The organism is Clostridium nigeriense (assembly GCF_050585265.1).
Lineage (GTDB): Bacteria > Bacillota > Clostridia > Clostridiales > Clostridiaceae > Clostridium > Clostridium nigeriense_B.
Genome location: NZ_JBNOOE010000002.1, coordinates 261,086 through 283,167, shown reverse-complemented (window position 1 = coordinate 283,167; position 22,082 = coordinate 261,086). Strand labels below are relative to the sequence as shown.

The 22,082-nt window shown below is 27.6% G+C and carries 21 protein-coding genes and 1 pseudogene; 2 read left to right on the top strand and 20 right to left on the bottom strand.

Annotation, left to right across the window (positions count from 1 at the left end):
* Positions 1–3: 3 nt before the first annotated feature.
* The 3 genes from ACQPVP_RS03015 to ACQPVP_RS03005 form a co-directional block, all read right to left on the bottom strand.
* Positions 4–324: a PadR family transcriptional regulator gene (locus ACQPVP_RS03015; protein WP_430847097.1), complete on the bottom strand. Its 321-nt coding sequence runs from the start codon at positions 322–324 to the stop codon at positions 4–6.
* 386 nt (positions 325–710) lie between these two features.
* The gene (locus ACQPVP_RS03010) at positions 711–5,585 is read right to left on the bottom strand and encodes an Ig-like domain-containing protein (protein WP_430847095.1); all 4,875 of its coding nucleotides are present in this window, start codon (positions 5,583–5,585) and stop codon (positions 711–713) included.
* Between the two features lie 556 nt (positions 5,586–6,141).
* Positions 6,142–6,540, bottom strand: coding sequence for a MerR family transcriptional regulator (locus ACQPVP_RS03005; protein ID WP_430847093.1), 399 nt, complete (start codon positions 6,538–6,540; stop codon positions 6,142–6,144).
* Positions 6,541–6,642: 102 nt separating this feature from the next.
* Between ACQPVP_RS03005 and ACQPVP_RS03000 the strand changes: the two genes are divergently transcribed.
* Positions 6,643–7,488, top strand: a complete 846-nt coding sequence (locus ACQPVP_RS03000) for an aldo/keto reductase (protein WP_430847091.1) — start codon at positions 6,643–6,645, stop codon at positions 7,486–7,488.
* 46 nt (positions 7,489–7,534) lie between these two features.
* Complete coding sequence (locus tag ACQPVP_RS02995; protein ID WP_430847089.1) at positions 7,535–8,116, top strand: histidine phosphatase family protein; 582 nt, start codon at positions 7,535–7,537, stop codon at positions 8,114–8,116.
* Positions 8,117–8,312: 196 nt separating this feature from the next.
* On the opposite strand, the gene ACQPVP_RS02990 is transcribed toward ACQPVP_RS02995, so the two are convergent.
* The 17 genes and pseudogenes from ACQPVP_RS02990 to ACQPVP_RS02910 form a co-directional block, all read right to left on the bottom strand.
* The gene (locus tag ACQPVP_RS02990) at positions 8,313–9,194 is read right to left on the bottom strand and encodes a hypothetical protein (RefSeq protein ID WP_430847087.1); all 882 of its coding nucleotides are present in this window, start codon (positions 9,192–9,194) and stop codon (positions 8,313–8,315) included.
* Between the two features lie 129 nt (positions 9,195–9,323).
* Positions 9,324–9,956, bottom strand: a complete 633-nt coding sequence (locus ACQPVP_RS02985; protein ID WP_430847085.1) for a DUF4230 domain-containing protein — start codon at positions 9,954–9,956, stop codon at positions 9,324–9,326.
* Positions 9,957–10,208: 252 nt separating this feature from the next.
* A complete protein-coding gene (locus ACQPVP_RS02980; RefSeq protein WP_430847083.1) occupies positions 10,209–10,457 on the bottom strand; it encodes a WYL domain-containing protein in 249 nt (82 codons plus the stop codon).
* Between the two features lie 302 nt (positions 10,458–10,759).
* A complete protein-coding gene (locus ACQPVP_RS02975) occupies positions 10,760–11,326 on the bottom strand; it encodes a zeta toxin family protein (RefSeq protein ID WP_430847081.1) in 567 nt (188 codons plus the stop codon).
* Position 11,327: 1 nt separating this feature from the next.
* Positions 11,328–11,492, bottom strand: a complete 165-nt coding sequence (locus ACQPVP_RS02970) for a hypothetical protein (protein WP_347467817.1) — start codon at positions 11,490–11,492, stop codon at positions 11,328–11,330.
* A gap of 443 nt (positions 11,493–11,935) precedes the next feature.
* Positions 11,936–12,856: a sensor histidine kinase gene (locus ACQPVP_RS02965; RefSeq protein ID WP_430847079.1), complete on the bottom strand. Its 921-nt coding sequence runs from the start codon at positions 12,854–12,856 to the stop codon at positions 11,936–11,938.
* 19 nt (positions 12,857–12,875) lie between these two features.
* Entirely contained in the window at positions 12,876–13,655 is a 780-nt protein-coding gene (locus ACQPVP_RS02960) for an ABC transporter permease (RefSeq protein WP_430847077.1), read from the bottom strand.
* Positions 13,648–14,568: an ATP-binding cassette domain-containing protein gene (locus ACQPVP_RS02955; protein ID WP_430847075.1), complete on the bottom strand. Its 921-nt coding sequence runs from the start codon at positions 14,566–14,568 to the stop codon at positions 13,648–13,650. Before ACQPVP_RS02955 ends, ACQPVP_RS02960 begins: the two co-directional genes overlap by 8 nt.
* Before the next feature lie 114 nt (positions 14,569–14,682).
* On the bottom strand, positions 14,683–15,384 hold the full coding sequence (locus ACQPVP_RS02950; RefSeq protein ID WP_430847073.1) for a response regulator transcription factor: 702 nt from the start codon (positions 15,382–15,384) through the stop codon (positions 14,683–14,685).
* A 258-nt stretch (positions 15,385–15,642) separates the two neighbouring features.
* Positions 15,643–15,729 (bottom strand): annotated as a pseudogene (locus ACQPVP_RS02945) (phosphoribosyl-AMP cyclohydrolase); the annotation flags it as partial.
* Positions 15,730–15,964: 235 nt separating this feature from the next.
* Positions 15,965–16,465, bottom strand: coding sequence for a GNAT family N-acetyltransferase (locus ACQPVP_RS02940; RefSeq protein ID WP_430847071.1), 501 nt, complete (start codon positions 16,463–16,465; stop codon positions 15,965–15,967).
* Positions 16,466–16,502: 37 nt separating this feature from the next.
* Positions 16,503–16,967, bottom strand: coding sequence for a GNAT family N-acetyltransferase (locus ACQPVP_RS02935; protein ID WP_430847069.1), 465 nt, complete (start codon positions 16,965–16,967; stop codon positions 16,503–16,505).
* A 105-nt stretch (positions 16,968–17,072) separates the two neighbouring features.
* The gene (locus tag ACQPVP_RS02930; protein ID WP_430847067.1) at positions 17,073–17,873 is read right to left on the bottom strand and encodes a YhfC family intramembrane metalloprotease; all 801 of its coding nucleotides are present in this window, start codon (positions 17,871–17,873) and stop codon (positions 17,073–17,075) included.
* A gap of 199 nt (positions 17,874–18,072) precedes the next feature.
* Entirely contained in the window at positions 18,073–19,203 is a 1,131-nt protein-coding gene (locus ACQPVP_RS02925) for a DUF1648 domain-containing protein (RefSeq protein WP_430847065.1), read from the bottom strand.
* Between the two features lie 10 nt (positions 19,204–19,213).
* On the bottom strand, positions 19,214–19,594 hold the full coding sequence (locus ACQPVP_RS02920) for a GntR family transcriptional regulator (protein ID WP_430847063.1): 381 nt from the start codon (positions 19,592–19,594) through the stop codon (positions 19,214–19,216).
* Between the two features lie 88 nt (positions 19,595–19,682).
* Positions 19,683–21,281 carry a putative ABC transporter permease subunit gene (locus ACQPVP_RS02915; protein ID WP_430847061.1) on the bottom strand — a complete coding sequence of 533 codons (1,599 nt, stop codon included), beginning with the start codon at positions 21,279–21,281 and terminating at the stop codon, positions 19,683–19,685.
* Positions 21,274–21,987, bottom strand: a complete 714-nt coding sequence (locus ACQPVP_RS02910; protein ID WP_430847059.1) for an ABC transporter ATP-binding protein — start codon at positions 21,985–21,987, stop codon at positions 21,274–21,276. Before ACQPVP_RS02910 ends, ACQPVP_RS02915 begins: the two co-directional genes overlap by 8 nt.
* Between the last annotated feature and the right edge of the window lie 95 nt (positions 21,988–22,082).

Here is a 22,082-nt window from a genome sequence, read left to right as displayed (position 1 = left end):
TTTCTAACCTAAAAAATTTTCAGCAAATCTAATCATCTGTCTTTTACGTTCGATCTCTTTTATTAACATCTCTCGTCCTTTATTTGTTATTTTATATACTTTTTTATTTTCAGCTATGTCAGTATTTAACTCCACTAACTCTGCTGCTAGAAGTTTTTTCAATGTTGTATAAAGTGATGCTGGCCCAATTATAACTTTATCATCTGTAAGCTTTTCAATAGTTTTCATAATTAGGTATCCGTGCTTTTCCTCAATAACACTAGCTAAAATATAAAAAGCAGTATCTGTTAATTCTCCGATATCAATAGAATCTTTTCTCGCCATAAATTACCTCTTCACAGTTTTATATCATTAATTGATATATCATTAAATATAATATATCAATTAATGATATACTTGTCAAATATTCATATGTAATTTTTCACATAACATAATCAATGGTTTTACACTTCCTAATTTGTTCATTGTAATCAAAGTTTGTATCAATTTTCTTTGGAATAATAATTTCTCCTAAATTTATATAGTGTATTATTCTAAAACTTACAACTGTTCATACAAAAAACAGTACCTAGTTTTGTTTTTACACAAAACTAGGTACTATTCCTCTTGATCTAACAGTTTTTACGAGCCTATAGCTTCTTTTTGTAGCCATTTGTCTTATGAATCATATTTTATTTATATTTGCAGTTATATTTGCAATTTAAAACAATTTATTTCTTATTTTTCTTTTTATTTAAAGCAAATCCGAGAGCTGTCATGGCCATAGCTAAAGCTACTGTTGCTACCGGAGTGACTGTTGCACCTGTATTTGGTAAGTTTCCTTTTCCGTTGTTATCTTCTAGATTTGTTTCAACCTCTGGCTTTTCTTCTTTTTCTTCTTCTTTTGGCTCTTCTTCTGTTATCTTTTCTTTCACTGTAAATATTAGTTCTGCCTCAACATTATCAGGAGAAATTGCCTTAACAGTTGCTTTTCCTTCTTTTATTGCAGTTATTGTTCCATTTTCATCTACTTTAAGCACTTCTGGATCTGATGTTTCCCACTTCAGTGTCTTATCTGTTGCATTATCTGGTGTGATTACACCTGTTATTTTTATTTGCTCTCCGATTTCTAGTTCGTCTTTTTCAGCAGATAATTCTATTTTTTCTACCTTAATATATTCAGGTTTTTCTATTTCCTTTTCTTTCACTGTAAATTTTATCTCTGCCTCAACATTATCAGGAGAAATTGCCTTAATAGTTGCTTTTCCTTCTTTTATTGCAGTTACTGTTCCATTTTCATCTACTTTAAGCACTTCTGGATCTGATGTTTCCCACTTTAATATCTTATCTGTTGCATTATCTGGTGTGATTACACCTGTTATTTTTATTTGCTCTCCGATTTCTAGTTCATCTTTTTCAGCAGATAATTCTATTTTTTCTACCTTAATATATTCAGGTTTTTCTATTTCCTTTTCTTTCACTGTAAATTTTATCTCTGCCTCAACATTATCAGGAGAAATTGCCTTAATAGTTGCTTTTCCTTCTTTTATTGCAGTTACTGTTCCATTTTCATCTACTTTAAGCACTTCTGGATCTGATGTTTCCCACTTTAATATCTTATCTGTTGCATTATCTGGTGTGATTACACCTGTTACTTTTATCTTCTCTCCAATTTCTAGTTCTTCTTTTTCAGCAGTTAATTCTATTTTTTCTACTTTAATATATTCTGGTTTTTCTATTAAAGAATCTAATGCTATTTGCAATGATTCTTTTGCCTCATCAATCTCTGCCTGTTCTGCAATTACACTTTCATTCAATGCCTTTGCCATAACATATGCATCAAAGAATATATCGTATCCTTTTTTATCACTATAGCTCAAATCTAATTCTTGAACTTTTTCCTCAGCTTGAGTAATAATTGAATTTAAATCTGATTTTTCAACTTGCTCATATGCTTCAAATTCCCTCAACTTAAATGTATTCCCATTATTCTGTAATCCTTTAACTCTCAAATATTGTGTATTAACTGGTTCTTTAAAAGTTATCTCATTTATGCTTTTCCCAGTTACTTCTTGAATGTCTGTCCAAGTTTCACCATCTTTTGACTGTTGTATCATAAACCTCTGTGGAGGATTATCCCATTGCAGAACTATCTTGCTTATATCATATTCTCCTTGCATATCAACTGCAAGAGAACTATCTGCATATGCACCCTCAAAATAAGAATCTTTTTCGCTCACATCTGTTCCATGAGAACCGTTCAGTGCATTTCCATCACCATCTAATGCTTTCCATCCAACTCTTAACTTTTTCCAACCAACATCTTGACCTACATCACCTTTACGCTGTGCCATTCCTGCTGCACCTTTATCTTGAGAAACATTTACCTCACTAACACTTTCTCCTCTTCCTATCTTATCTATAATTTCTGGAGACAATGCTTTGTTATATGCTTTAATATTTGCAATTTTACCATCTAAGCCACTTCCAATAGAAGTTAAAGGAAATACAAATGTAGATAATAAATTATCATAGTCTGTTTCAGAAGCTGTCAATCTTGACAACACAGACTGTAGCTTTCCATTTACATAAAGCTTTGTAACTTGTTGCGTTCCAACCACTGTAAGCTCTACTTTCTCACCTGTTGGTATTTTGTAACTAAAATCTTGATTGAAGAATACACGATTCAATCCAAGATTTCCATTCTTCTTTACAGTTAAACGTCCATCATCTCCATCAAAAAGGCATATATCCTCTTCTCTATTATCAGCGTCAGATAATTTTAAATCAAATTGCACTGTATATGGATAATCCAACGACTTTAGTGTTGTTGTAACGTCACCAGTACCGTCTAAATTTAACCATGTTTCTCCATCTTCTTTTACTATTTCTCCATTCTTAATTTTCCCATCATATCCATTTCCACTTGAATCATATATAGTTCCATCTTTTTCATTTGCAAAATCATATGACATAACAAGCCCTGATTTAGAGTCTACTCCTGCACCTAGAGTTACACTAGGACCTTCTCTCAAACTCTCATATTTGAAACTATAATCTTCAAAGTTCTGCTCTTTATCAGTTCCCCCCCATGTTTTTTCACTCAAAACAGCTGCCTGTCTCAGTAATCTTTCCTGACTATCTCTCTCTGTGACTCCCATATTATTAATATCTGCCCATAACGAAGTCTTTGCCCCAAGTAGATTTGGTTCTCCCTTTTTCAAGTTTCCCCCCGAAATTATAGTTGGATCCCAATTATTGAAAAGATGTTCTATATTTACAACATCTCTATAATCTCTTCCTGGATTTCCATATAAATAATTTGAATCAGCATTTACTATTTTAAATCCTTGTGAAACTCTTCTAACAGCATTGTCCCAATAATCTGACCAGAAATCTATTACAATATCATTATATTCTTTTGCATCAACGCCTTTATTATCAAAATATGGTAACATAGATGCCCACATACGAACCTCTTTTCCACTCTCTTTAACTGTTTCTGCCATTTTGTTAATATAATTACGCATTCCCACATATTCATTATCTTGAATATTCCAATATTCATCAATACCAATATTTACCGTATCACCTAAGAAAACTGGATCTTCTGAGTCTAGATATTCTTTATATAATGTTTCCATGAAAGTACTTGCCCACTCTCCACTTTCTCCTATTAAAGATAATAATTCCCAATCTCTAGTACTGTTAATATCCCCATTGATTTGCGGAAGAACTTTCTGTACTTCTTCTAAGTTATTTCTTATATATTTTGTAAATAAAAGTGAATGTCCTGGTGCATCAATCTCAGAAATAGGATTTATGCCATAACTCATTGCTAACTCTTGAAGCTCCTTATATTCTTCTTTTGAATACTGTGGTGAGCCACCATACACTTCGTTATAATATTCATCATCCTTATCATCTGTTTTCAGACTTGGAAATAAATCACTTTCTAATCGGAACATTGCTTCGGCATTCTTCCAATAATTATAATCTCCTCTGTCACCGCTTGAGGCAATATGCCTATTATCATTCAAGTGAAACTGTACTTCATTTATCTTATAAAAAGCAAATGTCTTAACTAAATCTTGTAAAGCTTCAATACGGTAAGGTGCCCTTGCAATATCAATCATAACACCTCTAATTTCATATTGTGGGAAGTCTCTTATAACACCTTTTGGGAATGTGAACTCTTTTTTCTGCGTATAAAAAACTTGTTCCAAAGTCATAAGTCCATAAAGACATCCATTATAACCACTGCTTGATATTTTAATTCCACTGTCATCCGCCACTAGTAAATATCCTTCTTCTCCAGTATCATATATATCCATTTTTGTAGAAGTTAAAACAATATCAGATTCACCTGCATTTCCACCTTCCACTACTTCTAATGTCCACCCTGTAATATCCTTCATATCACTTTGGAATTCTTCTGCTACCTTCTTAATTCCTAATTCTGCATCATCTTGAATAATTATTTTAGATTCACTATTTAGATTAAATTCTCCTTCATATCCATACCACTCCTGAATACTTGGAATTACTTTTGGTTCCTTGTTCGCATTATTAACTTGTGGGAATAAAGATGAATTTTTATCCCTTTTATTCGGTACATGAACATTAAAACTCTTTTCAGCCTTATCTTCCTCATTTTCTTTATTTACTGCCTCAATAATGATATCTTGATCATAATCGTAAATATTATGATTGCTTATTTTACCATCATCTGAAATTACTTGTGAATATTCACTTCCTTTTACTCGAATATCATATCCTTCCGGCGCTTTTGGAAGGAGTACTTCTTCCATATCTTTTGTTATCGTTTCCAAATAAGATATGCTATCAACTACATCTTGTGCAGATTCCGGTAATAACTCCTCCCCAGGATCCAAATCTAATACTCCATTAATTTCTATTTCATACACACCTATACTCATATTGGCTGCATTTGTATTTCCAGATGTAAATCGTAACCTTACATAACGCTGTACATGCTTCATTTCTCCATTTTCCCTTAAGTCTACAACTTTAGTTAAATTCATATCATTCCCTGGTGGCATTACCCCCTCTCCGACTTTCTCCCATACTACACCATCTTCATTAGTTTCTGATGTCTCTATCACAAAATTTCCATAAAGCTTTGCGAAAAATTTAACCTTAATTTCAGAAATTAGAGAATCTGTTCTAAGTTTTATCTCTATCCATTGTTCTTTAAATGTTGCATCTTCACCACTCTGCCATCTGCTATTTTGTTCTGATAAATTTCCATCTACAGCAAGATTTGGAGTTCTTGCTGGATATCCATCCTTAGCTTCTAAATATGCTGATGCTCTTGTAGGTCTATTCAATGCTAAATTTCTGATTTCTTGACTTGTCGCTTCTGTTTCTTTTGTCTCTTCTATTTCTTTTACCTCTTCTGTTTCTTTTGTCTCTTTCTCTATAATTGCCTCTTCACTCTCTTTTGTCTCTTCTGTTTCTTTCTCTATAATTGGCTCTTCGTCTGATTGATTCATTGCTTTTACAGTGATACCATCTCCTCCATAAAAGCAACTTAAACTAACTACAATAATCAAAAATGCTGCTAATACTTTTTTTCCTCTCATCTTTTCTCCTCCCCATTATTAATAGATTAAATAAATTTATCATTCACTTTATAACATAATATATAACCGTCTAAGTTTCAACGTAAATTTTACTTTTTTAGTTAATTTTGTAAACCAAAAGGAATTATTACTTTTTGAGCTAAAAGGAAGTTAGTTATGCAAAGTATCTAATATAATTAAATTGATATTGGTCATGAGCATATTTAGGAAGATTACTTATGTTAAATGATCAATTATTCAAGAGAAGACATCTTAGGGTTGAATCACGACTTATAATAAAAGTAGTGTAATAATCGTGTACATGCAAATTTTACATAACATCCAAATAAATTAAAAATTTATTTTATTATACTTCTGTATTTTTTATAATCAATTGTTATTTTTTTCTATAAATAATAAAAAGTTTTAATACATACTTAGTATTAAAACTTTAATTTCAAACCTTTTATTATTATTCAAATCCTCTTTTAGTAAAAATGTTTAGATTTGCCCATATACAATATAATTGATAATATTTTAATTTCATATTCTCATCATAATAATATTAAGTGCTCTACTATTTATCTACATCAATCAAATTACTTATATATTCTATTTTACCATCCAATACCTCATCATAGAAAGATTGTTTATTGTCAATGAAATCAATACATTCATTGAGTTCATTCATTTTCTTTAATAATGATTCTTTTAGTTTATCAAGCATCTCCTTTCTTTTAGGAATTGTAGAAGAACCTTCTATGCAATAATTCATATACAATTTCATATCTTTAATGCTCATACCACACTTTCTTAGGCATTGCAATCCATTTAACCAGGCAATATTCTTTTCATCAAAGATTCTATAGTTATTTTTATCTCTTTTTACATTTGGTACTAATCCTTCTTTACAATAAAATTTTAATGTTTCGTAAGATATTCCAACTTGTTCACATGCTTCTTTTGTTGTATACATAAAATTTCCTCCTAAATTAATAAAAACTCTTGCTCGGTAGCTACTACCTACTAGTAACATTATTATAAACCTCAAAATATTAAAACTAAAGGAGATGTTAAAATGGAATATGTAACTTTAAATAATGGCATAAAAATGCCTAAAGTTGGGTTTGGAGTTTTTCAAATCACAGATAAAGAAGAATGTACTAAGGCTGTACTAGATGCTATTGAATCTGGATATCGATTAATTGACACAGCCCAAGCCTATGGAAATGAAGAAGCAGTTGGAGAAGCTATTCTTAAATCACCAGTTTCTAGAGAAAATTTATTTATTACTACTAAGGTATGGATTAATAATGCTGGATATGAAAAAGCAAAGGGATCTATTGAAGAATCTCTAAAGAAAATGAAATTAGATTATTTGGATTTAGTTTTAATTCATCAACCAGTAAGTGATTACTATGGTACTTACAAAGCTATGGAGGATTTAAATAAAGAAGGTAAAATTAGAGCAATAGGAGTGTCAAATTTCTATCCAGACCGTTTAGTTGACCTTTCTTTATTCAATGAAGTTACACCTGCTGTAAACCAAATTGAGATTAATCCATTCCACCAACAATTAATAGCACAAGAAGTTAACAATAAGTATGGAGTACAACTACAAGCATGGGCTCCCTTTGCTGAAGGGAAAAATGGAATGTTTGATAATCTTACTTTGAAGTCAATTGGTAATAAGTATGACAAATCAGTTGCCCAAGTTATTTTAAGGTGGTTACTTCAAAGAGGAATTGTTCCACTAGCAAAGACAGTCAATAAGGAAAGAATGAAACAAAATATAAATATTTTCGATTTTGAATTAAGTGAAGATGATATGAATACAATCTCTTCTTTAGACAAAAAAGAAAGTTCTTTCTTTAATCACCAAGAAGCATCATCAGTAGAGATGTTAGCTAGTCTTATTAGATAAAGTGAAAATTATTAAATTATTACATCATAGAAATTAGGATATATATATGAAGAAGATATTGTACTTAATGAGACATGGACAAACCTTATTTAATGCTAGAAGAAAAATTCAAGGGTGGTGTGATGCACCATTAACTAAACTAGGAATCAGACAAGCTATAATTGCTGGAGATTATTTTAAAAATAATAACATTACTTTTGATTATGCTTACTCATCTACATCTGAAAGAGCTTGTGATACTTTAGAGTATGTTACAAACATGTCCTATACAAGAGTAAAAGGTCTTAAAGAATGGAATTTTGGTACCTTTGAAGGAGAAAGTGAAGATTTAAACCCCTCATTACCTTATGGAAACTTTTTTGTTCAATATGGCGGTGAAAGTGAAATTGAATTAAGAAATAGAATTGCTAAAACCCTTCATTCAATTATGAAAAATGATAACCATAATACAGTTTTAGCTGTTTCTCATGGAGCTGCTTGCCGTCAATTTATGAGATACTGGGCTCATACTAGTGATATTGACCAAAAAGAAAGACTAGGTAATTGTTGTATACTAAAATTTGAATTTGAAAAGGATACTTTTAGGTTAATAGAAATAATAAATCATGATTTTAATGAATTACCTTAATAAAAAAGAAGTAAATATGTTATATTAGTTGCTCCGTCGCAAGCTCCAAGTCATCGCAAAATTAATAGAAGCACTTCAAAGCTGAAAGAAGGAAATTATAAAAAAGTTATTCACATGGTAATATCTTTACAATTTCCTAAAGAGAAATTAAATTCCTACAATAATCATTTATTTGCTTATTGTAGGAATCTTACTTTTATAATCTTACTCTCTTTACTTCTATAACTTTCTTAGAAAGTCCTCCATGCGTAACCTTAATAACATCATATTCATTATAGTTGCAATAATCATATACTCTAAATTTAATTTCTCTTTTATTCGAAAAATCAGTAACATATACTTCGTAATGTACCTTTCTAAATCTATCTCCTATTTTCATTACAATGCCTGTACATACTCCTTCAGTCTCTGTATATAATCCCAAAATAGCATCTACCAAATATAATGTATCTGGAATAATAAAAATAGAAGCAATAACCATGATAGGAATATACACTAACCTAAAATCACCTAAAAACGGTACTATAAATATAAGTCCAATCCAATCAATATGCTTAATTCTTTCAGTAAAACTTACTGATACATGAGGTACTAGCATAGGTTTAATCTTCCATAATAAACTGCTATTCTCATAAGAATGTTTATTATAAGCTTTTCTCCAATTCTTTTGAGTTTCAGAAAGTATATCAACTGTCCTGCTCTTTCTTTTGAACATATAAAAGTTTATATATCCACCATATATAATTGATGCTGAAATAATTATACTAATATTTTTTACCATAATAATTGTAAATATTATATATCCAATAAAAAATATATGTAATAACTTCATAGCAAACATTTTTCTATCAAGCTCTTTCTTCTCATCCTTTGAAAGTTTCCTACCCCTTTCAAAAAAATTAAAAATGCAACATATTAAAATGCAAAATGCAGTAAATTTATTAAACGAATCCACAGCCTGTAAAGTTTCATATGAACCCTCACTTATAAAATATACAACATTAGTAGCTATATTCATCACTATGGGAAGTATAGCAAAAATTATATAACTTTCAATACCTCTTTTTTCAGACCACATTTCTTCTCCCCCCATATTTTATCCGATCGCTACCATTGCTAATACTCCCATCCTCTATAGGTGGGAGCTAAGCACTGCTACGCGCCTGGATAAGTGATTACTTTCTTCTTAGAATATTGTATCTACTTATTATTTATCTTTAAAAGTTATTTCATACTTTTCCAAATCATATGAATTTGCAAAAAATCCTTTTAATATTGTTTCTACATTATTTCGAGCATTCTCTAATAAACCATTTGCAATAGCATCTTCCTCTGCCTTTTCTTTTAACTCCTTCATTGCTTCATTATTTTCTGTCATAGTAATTTTAGTGAAGATACTTTCATCCTCATGATATATTTTAAACGAATCCAAGTCTATTTCACTACTTAATACCTTTGCCTCTGGTAGTTTTACTTCAATGCTAGTCCCATTTTCATCCCATTCAATATCCTCAAAGTCAAATCCCGCTTTTATAACTATATCATAGCTATAAATATATTTACTTTGTGTAAATGGTATTGTGACTCCAAATAAATTTTTTGACTTATCTGTAACACTTAATTCTGTACAGTAAGCAGTTTGTGTCGCTAATTCACCAATATCTTCAAATCCAATTTTTGTAGTTTTACTTTTAAAGAAAATATCACTTCCTACTCCAAGCACTACAGCAACAATAATCACTAGAATTACAATACCTATCATTAATTTTTTAGTAAGATACTTTTTTAACCACCTTAATTTGACACCACCATTTTTTACTGTTTCATTTTCCATACTCATAAAATTATCCCCCTTTAATTAAAATTCTTCTTTATAATAATTCATGTAATTTTCGCGAGATGTCATGCCTTAACACTTGAAATTCTTTATATATTTTACACAAAAACCATTTTTATTAAGTTAGCAATGTAATTATATAATATTTTATAAATATCATATTATTTATTTTTTTAAATATACCATTTTGTTTTTTAATACCATCTCTGTTATAAAGTTTATCTTCAATTACTTATCCAACTACTGTTTCTCCTTTTAAGTATTATTAACTTCATATAAGCTTAATAGTTTTCTGAATCTATTTACTAATTCATCTCGTATACTTTGTGGACCTAAACATTCACATTTATCTCCAAAACGCATTAACATATTATAATTAAAATCATTTTCTATAAAAGGAAATTCAACTATGTATTTATTATTGCCATAAGGCTTTATATTTTTTTCTTCACAAAAGTTTGGCAGGGAGTCTTTTAATGATTTATCAATAAGAAGTGTAGCCATAATTATATTATCGGATGTTAAATCTGGTGAACTTAATTGATATTAAGCCCACGCCTTAGGACAGTATATAGTTTTGTGTAAAAACCTCATGTAACATAAACTAATTTTCCCATACCTTCAAATTAATAATCTAACATTGCCAAATCATAGATTTGTAGAGTTACTTATGATACGCTTCTCCGTATCATAAGTAAAAAAGTCTAGACTTCCACATATACATGATAATTAATAATATTTCAAATTCAAGTTTTCATTATATTTTTATATGAAAATAGCTAGTAAAACTTTTATAATTTTGCTAGCTACCTTTGTAAAATATTTTTTGACCAATTAGGTATTTTTTTATCTCTCCATATTACCTTACCCTTTTTTAAATATATAACTTCTCTTAATACTTCTGTATTATCATATATATTTACTTCATCACATATTTCAATTACATCATTTAGATTTTTTAACGAATCATAGTATCTTCTTTCTATATCTTTATCAGGTATTCCATGTCCACCTTTGCTTACTCTAATTTTAACTCTTTCCTTAGCAAGTTCTGGATTTTCTAACCCTATATAATTCATAACAATATAAAAACCATTTTCTTTTGCAAACTTTATATTCTTTACTATGCTTCTGCCGTATAGTGTTGTTTCTTGATTAAATGATATTCCATCCAAAATGTGTTGTTTTATTAACTTAACAGCTTCTCTTGCACATTTCATTTGAAGATTATTGTCTTTCCAAGAACCAATTCTAACTACCATTTCATCAGTATTTATTCTTTTTTCATTTTTATTTTCATTATAATAAATAGATTTATATATTGAAGTTTTACCTGCTCCATTAACCCCTGCAAAAATTGTATAAGTTGGCATACTATTCACCTATAACCTTAGCTTGCTCTTTTTGTAATACTAAATTGGATAAGGTCATATAAAAATCTTGTTCTTCTTTTGTCTTGGCATTTTTAAATAATTCCTTCAATTGACTATATGAATAATTTATAAAAATATCATATAAATTAATATCCTTATTTACCATTAAATTTCCTCCTAAAAAAGCATTTATATGAATATTATATACCAAATTAAATGTATTATAAACCTAATACCTTTTAATTTTGGTTCTCCATAGATACTATAAATTTCTGAATAATGTCATTATTCTATATTATTCTTAATTATAATATAGAATTTATCATCACCACTAAAAAAACTCTTGACCTTAAGTAAACTTAAGGATTTATATTAATTATATCCAAGAGGACTTCTGATAATAGCTCAAAAGAAGCCAGAAGAAATATATTATTTGAAATACAAGATGACCTTAATAATCGTATTAATAAATTATCTAATTGTTTATAAAAGATTGAATATAAAATTGATTATGAAAAATTTAAGCCTATTTTATTTGATATTCCAAATTCAACCAATTCAACTACTAAAATAATCCATAGTACTATGTCACTTTTTGAATCGTTTTGTTTAATAATTCACCTCATCATTATTTAATATGAATGTAATACTAAAACATAATATATCCTTATTAATATCTACTTTAATTTCGCCGTTCATTTGCTCAACTAATAACTTTGCAACTGTGAGTCCAAGACCTGAACTTGAATTACTTCTTGAAGAGTCTTTCATATAAAATCTATCAAATATATGTTCAACATCATTTTCATCTAAAGTATTGGCATCATTAACTAAAATAATTTTAACGTTATTATTATTTTTTTCTAAGGATACTTTAAATTTATAATTAGCGTATTTTATTACATTTTCAAGCAAATTGGTAAATATTCTCTCTAAAGCATTTTTATCAACTTCTACAAAAGCCTCCTCATTTAATAGCGCTACCTCTACCTCAATATTCTTTTTCTCAAAGTCATTATAAAATAAAAGAATATATTCTCTTACCGCTTTATTTATATCTACTTTTTCAATATTAAATTTATATTCATTAGCTTCTAATCTAGATAAATCATAAAATATCTGAACTAAATTATATAATCCTATTGATCTTCTTTTTATAATTGCTAAATACTCTGCCTTTTCTTTTTCCCTTATATCTTCATTTTCTAAAAATTCTAGATATCCTAATATAGAAGTTAAGGGGGTTCTTAAGTCATGAGATATATTTTCAATTTCTTTTCTTATTTCTTTTTCTCTTCTTATGTACTTAATCTTTTCTCTTTGTGATTCTTCTAAATATTTATTAACTACAATTAAAAATTTTTCAAAGTTTTTATCTCCATCTAATGAGGTTAATCGCCTATTTAATTCTATATTTTCACTAATTTCTTTTAAGTCACCTGTTGCTTCTTTTATCTCTTTGGAAATCAAGAAAAAGCGTGCAGAAAAATACACGCTAGGTATTAAAAGAATCAATAATATCCATATCATTTTCTACACACCCTTTTTACTACTTAACTTCTTTTCTTTTAAATACTTCTAAACCTATTATATAAAACATTCCACATCCTACAACTCCAACTACTATAGATTTTACTATTGCTTCTGGCGTAATCCAACCTAAAACTAAGGTATTTGTAACTTCGTTGAATGTAATATCTCCTACTATATTCCAAGGCATATAGCTTGCTATAGCACGGCTAATCTCACTTTTTCGCCCTATCATAGCTAATAAAGTAGGTATTACTATAACTATCCCTGCCCAACAAGCAACAACATTCATTTCTTTTTCAGTAATAAAATAAAAACTATGTGCTACAACTAAACTAAATAATATAAGTGGTATACCTGCTACTATTGAATTAATTAAAGTAGCTAAATATTCAATCCCGCTATTCTCTAATAGTATATATGCACTAATTATAAAAGTAGCAATAACACAAATTGCTGCAATAAATGAAAATATAATACTTATTATAAATTTTACAAAATAAATACTAGACCTTGATATTCCAAAGGAAACTGTATTTTTTAAGGTTTGATTTTTATATTCTTGTGAAAATATAATACTAACAATTAACACACACATAATCATTATAAGTTGCAAGCTACAATATAGACTACTAAATGCATACTTAGTAGTTGCATATGGAAAGCTTGTATCATTCTTTGCAAATATCCATAAAACTATATTCAAAAAAACAACAAGGGCCATTGAACCTAATATAAATAAATAGCTACCTTTATTTCTTAAATTACGATATATTTCACTTCTTATATAATTAATCATTTTTAACTCCTCCAATCAAAGACATATAATAATTTTCAAGGTCTACACTCTTTTCATATAAACCTTTAAGAGCTATTCCATTAGATATAGCTAACTTACTTATATCTTCACTAATTGGAGCCTTATCAAATAATTGTATTAATCCATTTGGCATAATTTTATAATCTTTATATCCTAGTTTTTCTTCTAGTAATACTGATAGCTTTTTAGGATTATTAACATTAATCTCTAAATAGCTTTTACATCTTTCATTTAATTCTTCTGCCGTTATCTCTTCTATTAGCTTTCCTTTACTTAAAAAGCCATAACAAGTAGCTATATTATACAGTTCTGATAATATATGACTTGATATGATTATTGTTATGTTTTTTTCTCTGTTTAAATTTATTAATAAATTTCTTATTTCCTTAATTCCACTTGGGTCTAATCCATTAATAGGTTCATCTAATATTAATAGCTCTGGCTCACCTAGTAATGCTAGTGCAAGTCCTAACCTTTGCTTCATTCCTAAAGATATATATTTAAATTTCTTTTTCTTTGCTTCATATAAATTAACCTTTTTTAATACATTATCCACATTTTCTTTACCTGGAATACCTCTTTGAATCCTATAATATTCTAGATTATTCTCTAATGTCATATTAGGATAGAAACTTGGATTTTCAATAATTGACCCAACTCTTTTTCTTACATTCATTAAGTCCTTATCTGTTGACTTAGATAATAATTCAAAACTACCATCAGTTAAATTACTTTGACCTGTTAAAATTCTAAGAAATGTTGTTTTACCTGCTCCATTATCTCCAACTAATCCGTAAATTTCACCTTGCTTAACAGTAATATTAACTTTATTTAAAACTGTACTATCACCATATTTTTTTATTAAATTAAATGTTTTTATTACCTCTCTCATGTTACCTCCCTTTAGTTTCTTTATAAATAATTTTTATATTATCTCTTTCACAGTATTAATAATATAGAAATATCTTAAATAAATACTCAAGAAAGTTTAAAGAAAGTATAAAGATTAATTTTTATTCATTTTAAATCCAATCCCCCACACAGTCTTTATATACTCTTCGTCAGCTACCACTTCTTTTATTTTCTTTCTAATGTTACTTATATGAACATTAACACTATTGTCTTCACCATAGTATCCATTTTTCCAAACTTCTTCATATAAAAATTCTCTTGAATATACCTTGTCAGGATTTTTTATTAAAATTCTTAATATTTCAAATTCATGTGATGTTAAGGATATGTTTCTTTCTTTAAGCATAACTTCTCTAGATTCCTCTTCTAATGTTAGATCTTTAAATCTATAGCTTTTATATTCTTTATCATTGACTTGCATTTGAACTTTTCTATTCCTTCTTAAATGTGAATTTACTCTTGCAATTAATTCTTCACACTGAAATGGCTTAGTAATATAATCATCAGCTCCACTATTTAATAAATTGACCTTATCTTCTAAAGCACTCTTTGCTGAAATTACCATTATTGGTGCATCCACTTTATCTCTAATATTCTGAATTAACTGTTCACCACTTACTCCTGGCAACATCAAATCTAATAAAATCATATTAAAAGTATCCATATCTATTCTTAATGCAGCTTCACTACCTGAAAAAGCTTGTGTAATTTTATAATCACACTTTTCTAACGTAAGCTTAATTAAATTATTAATATCCACATCATCTTCAACTACTAAAATATTTTCTTTATCCATAATATAAATTGATACCCCTTCATTTCTTTAATTCGATTACCTTTTACCTTACCGACAAATTCATATTTATAGTTCACTTAAAATTTATTGCTTTTTTATTATAGCATATTTTTAAAACTCATTATTATTTGTCTAATTCAATGTATTATAAATCTAATACCTTTTAATTTCTCTTCTTTCATTTTTTAGATTATTTATTTTCTTTCTTTTATTACTTCATATAACTCATTTATAATATTCTCCATAATACCACCTTACTTATAATAATTTTTTATGAAAACATCTTAATTCTCCTGTGTGGCAGGCTACCCCTACTTGTTCCACTAAAATTAATATTGTATCTAAATCACAATCTAGAAATTAAGCTCTCCATAATATAAATAAGCCAGTAAATCACTTTCCATATATTCACAAATCATAAAACTATGCACATAATAAAGGGAATTATCCCCAGGTAAATTGTTACTAACTTCATTCTCATTGTTGATAACTAATTTAATTGTACAAAAAAAGATTCAGCTTAAACTGAATCTTTACTTTAAATTCTACTTATTTTTTTACTAATATTTCTTTTTTTCAATTACTTATTTGCTAACTCTTCAATTTTATCTTCTGTAAGTCTATAAACTGTCCACTCATCCATAGGTACTGCACCTAAAGACTTATAAAACTTAATTGATGGTTCATTCCAATCTAAACAAGCCCATTCCATTCTCTTACAGCCTTGTTCCATTGCTCTTTTAGCTAAAAATTTAAATACTTCTTTTCCTATTCCTCTTCCCCTTGCTTCTTTTTTAATAAAAATATCTTCTAAGTATAACCCACTTCTTCCTACAAATGTAGAGAAGTTATAGAAATATAATGCATAACCTATTGGCTTTTTATCTAATTCTAAAATAACTACTTCTGCTCTATTATTATGAAAAATAGATTCACGTAGAGTTTCTTCAGTAGCTATTACCTCATCTGACATTTTTTCATATTCAGCAATTTCTTTAATAAGTGATAATATAAGTTCACAATCTTCTTCATTAGTTTCCCTAATTTTTAAATTCTCAATACTAGTATAATAATAACGCATAAAACTTCCTCTCTTTAATTCCCTTTAATTAATTATTTTAAGCAATGTCTTTAATCATTGCTATATCACATCTTTCACATACATCATCATCAAACTCCTCAAAGCCATATTTTCTATATAACTTTACAGCCTTATACAAAACTGAATTAGTTTGTAATGTAATCTTTTTATAATTTAATGATTTAGCTATTTTAAATGAATTTTCAATCATAATATTACCTAATCCTAATCCTTGAAAACTTTGTTTTAAATACATTTTTCTTAGTTCACATGTATCCTTGTCTATTTTATAAATTCCATAACTTCCAACAATTTTTCCTTTAAATACTATAACCTCAAAATCCCCATTATTTTTTGTATAGTATCTCGGTATGTCAGTAATATCTAAGTCCTCAATTTCAGGATTAACTTCTAATCCATAATCACTTAAAACCTCTTCTACTAAATGTAGAACTTTTCCTTCATCACCACGTTTAGCTTTTCTAATAGTTAGATCCTTCATAATATAGCCCCCTAATATCATATATATCTTAATAAATTTATTCTTATTATAATTTTATTAAGTCATATAATTTATTAATATTTTAATAATATTATAAAGGTTTTTCTACATAATTTCACTAATATTTTGTGGTTTTTTTGCAAATTTTTTAAATACAATCATAGCTAATGATATAGCTAAAATTAAAATTATAGTTTCTACTAATAAAATATTTTCTATAACTCCAGCTTGATAAAGAGCAGCAGGAAAATTTATCACAGCATGTGCAAGTATTGCTAGTCCATAATAAATATACTTTCTCTCTTTTACTGCATAACAAACTAAAACTGATAAGGAAATATGAATAATCATTGCTATAATTCTTTCATTTCCTGTCATTAACCAAATATAAGAACTAGTATTTACAAATTGATCCTGGGTTGCACTTATTACATCCTTTGAAACTAAGGCACCTTCCATTATTGATTGAAAACCGCCTTTGTTTATTAAGACTGAATAGATAATAGCATTTAAGCTACTAATTCCTCCAATTAATATAGCTTCTATGCCTCCATGTCCAACTCCATAAGTAATAGCATTAATATCATTTCTATCCTTTATTAGGTATTTAAATGATATTAATCTTGCTGTTTCTTCAAAGATCCCTGCCATTAATCCTCCATATAACATATATGCTATTGGATTACTTAATAAAAACTCTGAAGTAGTTTTATTAATACTAAAAAAATATGAATGAATTGGTGCTTCTAAAATTTGTACTGCAACAAAGAATGCTAGCATTCCTATAAAGAATATTTTTAAACTTACTTTATACTTCTTCTTTAAATAAATAATTCCTCCTATAGGTAAAGCTAAGCTTATAATTAAGCTAGTGACCATAAAGATAATAGATAAATTACTAACCATTTTCTAATCCCCCTTTATTTACTCTTATACTTTTATAAAAATTAAATTAATATCGTGAAATATTACTCATACTGATTTTAAAATGTATCCTACTATTAGAGTAACTATTTAAATAATATGATAATATTGTAATGTATATTATTGAAATATTTTTTACTACAAATAACCCTATGTTATTCAATTCGGATTCCCCTATATCTTATATTCCTTTTATAATGAAATAAATTACTAAGAATATTAGTAAAACAAAAGGTAATATCATTAATAGTACTCCTATTGGATTACCTAAATTAATATCCCATCCAACTCCTATTCTTTTCTCTACAAAGATACTTGGATCCTTTTTATTGAAATAGAAATTTCCTAATATCCAATTTTTATCGTCATCCCTATATATCTCTTCCTTTTCTTTGCTAAACTTTAGGTTTTTACCACCTTGTCCAATCTTATAGCTTATAATTGAAAAAATAATTACTGTAATTAATATTGTTGGTAAACCAATTATATTCACTAAATTAATATTCCAAGAATAAATAGTACAAAATTGGACAAATGCAAACATTAATGATATTTCTAAAGTAATTATAAATAAAAGTATAGAATTAACTCTTTTAAAAACTTTTCTTTGCTTCTTAATTTCCTCTAAAGTTCCACTATTAATATCAACCTTACTATTAATAGCAAATTTATTAAGCACAGCTATAAATATTATCATTCCAACCTGTATTAATGCTGGAAATAGAACTAAATAGAAAAATCCCTTAAAACCTTCTTTCTTTACAAAGCTATCTGCTATTCCTTCAGCATTATAATGAATAGGAAAAGGATTTGGTACATTTTTATAAGCAACTAAGGTTGCTATAACAGTAATTAAAGGAATTACTAATAAATACATAAAAGTTTTAGTTTTTATTACAACATTATCTTCCCTTACTTTTGGCTTTCTAATGGTGGTATCCACAATAACTACATTTTTTCCTAAGCTTCTCCAACCCTTTTCTTCCTTAAGCTTCATTGTTTTTTTCCAATAGATAATTATGGGTATATTACTAATTACAATTAAAGAAAATATCAATATAAAGTATATCCATATTCTTGAACTTATAAAGACAAGTACATTTATTATAATAATTAATGGTAAAATAAATATTAAATAATTTTTCTTATATTCTTTTTCTAACTTAATTATATCCTCATCATTCTCATATTCTTTTGGAACTCTAACTCCGAAAATAATTCCATTATTAGAAAACCTATTTACAAAAATAGTTGAAAAAATTAGAATTATACTTACAAAAATAGTGCTCCCTAAAATAATTATCTTTTCCACTACTCATCACCTACTCTTTATTAAAATCTAAAAATACTTTATCTATATAATCTTTAATTTCCTCTTTACTTAATCCTCTGTTATAACATTGAGCCATATAATAATATAAATTTTCATTTAAATCTTCTTTAAATCTATTCATAGATTGATCTAAATTTAAAGATACTATTGCACCTTTTCTCCTATCAATTTTTATATAGCCCTCCTCTTTTAGCATTGTATACGCCTTATTAACAGTATGCATATTTACCCCTATATCTTCAGCTAAAGCCCTAACTGAAGGCAACTCCTCATTTCCCTCAATTTCTCCTCTTGCTATACCTTCAATGACTTGATTTTTTATTTGAACATATATCGGGACTTCTGAATCAAAGTCTATTCTCAAAATCATTAAATCACCTCTTTTGTCTATAAAAATTTAAAGTAATATTTTATTTGAAATGAACTCTTATTTTGCCATTATTAAAAATTCCCTTGCATTATAGCCTATTAAATAATTTTACAGATATAGTATTTAAAATTACGGTTATAGCTCCTAATATTGTTATTTCATATATTACTATACATAATAAAAATAGATTTATATTTTGTATTTTCCCGTAAATGTAAATAACTACTGGAACTGCTACTATAGCTACAGAAATTAACATTTGAATCAATACACTTGCTCCTTGCTTTACTACTGCTGTTTCTGAAACCCAATTTAACTTAGGAAAGAACAAGTTTACTATTATTCCTATAATCGGTACTATAATAGAAAAAATTATTGATATTATTAAAAGCGAAATAACTTGATTTAATTCAAATTTTAATGATATTGAAAAAATAATATCTGAAATTAATACAGCTGGTACAATCAAAATTAAATTTAACATTATTTTAGCTTTAAATATCTCTATTGGTCTTATTGGACTTGATTTTAATATCCATAGATTTTTACCTTCTAATGATATAGATGAATTAGTTGTGCAAGATAAGACTAAAACTCCACATACAACGACTATAGTAAATATAGGAATACTCTCTCTTATTATTTCTATTTCAAGAATACTTACAAGCACTTCTTCTCCCATAAATAAAGTAGCTATTGAAATTCCAAGTAATAATATAGGCCCAATAATTGTGTTTATTACATATATAGGAGATGTAAAATATCTCTTTATTTCTTTTTTTACTAATGCCACTAATTGAGAAGATATTCTCATTTCTTTCATTTTATAATCAGCCTTTTTATAACTTTCTTGAAGCTTAGAGCTTATACTTTTAAAACTTCTACTAAATATAAATACAAATAATGAAAATACTAAAGCTGATAATAGTACAAAAATTACAATATCCATAAAATTAGAATTAACTAATCCTCTTATAGCAAAATCTGCTGGTGGATAAATCTTAGAAATTCCATCAGTAATTGATGAACTATTTAAGAATATTGACTGTATTAAATCCCCTGATTTAAATGATGCTATATATATTAATAGTACTATTCCTAAAGTTCCTAATATAATAACAGCATTTTTATGCTTCATCTTAGATGATACAAAACTTATTCCAAAGGCTATTAATGAAGATATAACTATTGGAATAAGTGGTAATGCTATAAATACTAATAATAAACTTAAGAAGAATATAGGTGATGTATTTGTATATTTAAAATAAATAACTGCTGGACATAGTAATGTAAATAATAAAAAGAAGTAATTTATTATTAATAGATGTATCATCTTTGCAATTAAAACATTACTTTTCTTAATTGGTAGACTCATTAATAAATCGTAATCTTTGAATGAAAATAATATACCTTGTGCTTTATAAATTGATGTAAATAAAATCATTGCAGTACTTAACATAAATCCCATAACTAAAAGCAACTCTAACATTCCTATTTGTTCTAATCCCTTTGCCAAAATATCAGAATATATAATTGACATAGCCAAAAATGCTATTATAGATATTCCAATAGTAATAGCTATAAATATAGCTTTATTTCTTTCTGTCTTTGATTTTTCATTTGTAAGTTTATTAATACCAATAGAATTAATAAATGTTATTTTTAAAAGATTTACTAAATTACTCATTATCTATCAACTCCATAAATATATCTTCTAATGAACTATTTCCCTTAACAGCTTCCATCCTACCTTGTGAAACTATAACACCATCCTTTATTATTGCTACCTTATCACAAAGCTTTTCTGCCACTTCCAATACATGCGTCGAAAAGAAAATTGAAACTCCATCTCTACATAAAGTCTTCATTTCCTCTTTTAATAAATGTGAAGCCTTTGGATCTAAACCAACAAAAGGTTCATCCAATATTAAAAGTTTCGGTTTATGAAGTAATGCAGAAATAAGAACTAATTTTTGCTTCATTCCATGTGAATATGAAGAAATTAAATCTCCTAAGAAGTTTGTTATTTCAAATTTATCAGCATAATACTTTATGGAATTTTCTCTATCACTCTTTGATACATTAAATATATCAGATATAAAATTTAAATATTGAATTCCAGTTAAACTTTCATAAATATCAGGATTATCCGGTATATAAGCCATGTTCTTTTTACAGTTTATTGGATCTTTTTTAATAGATATTCCATCTATTAAAATATCTCCTTCCTCAAATTCAAGTATTCCAACTATTGATTTTATAGTAGTTGTTTTTCCTGCTCCGTTATGACCTATAAAGGCGAATATTTCTCCATTATTAACTGTAAGAGAAATATTATTAACAGCCTTTTTCCCATTTTTATATGCTTTTGAAAAATTAATTATTTCTAACATTTTTACACCCCTTATCACATCTGTTATATTTATACTATAACAGATATAATAAAAGAGCAATATCTTTTTTTATTTCCTACTTTACACATTATTCA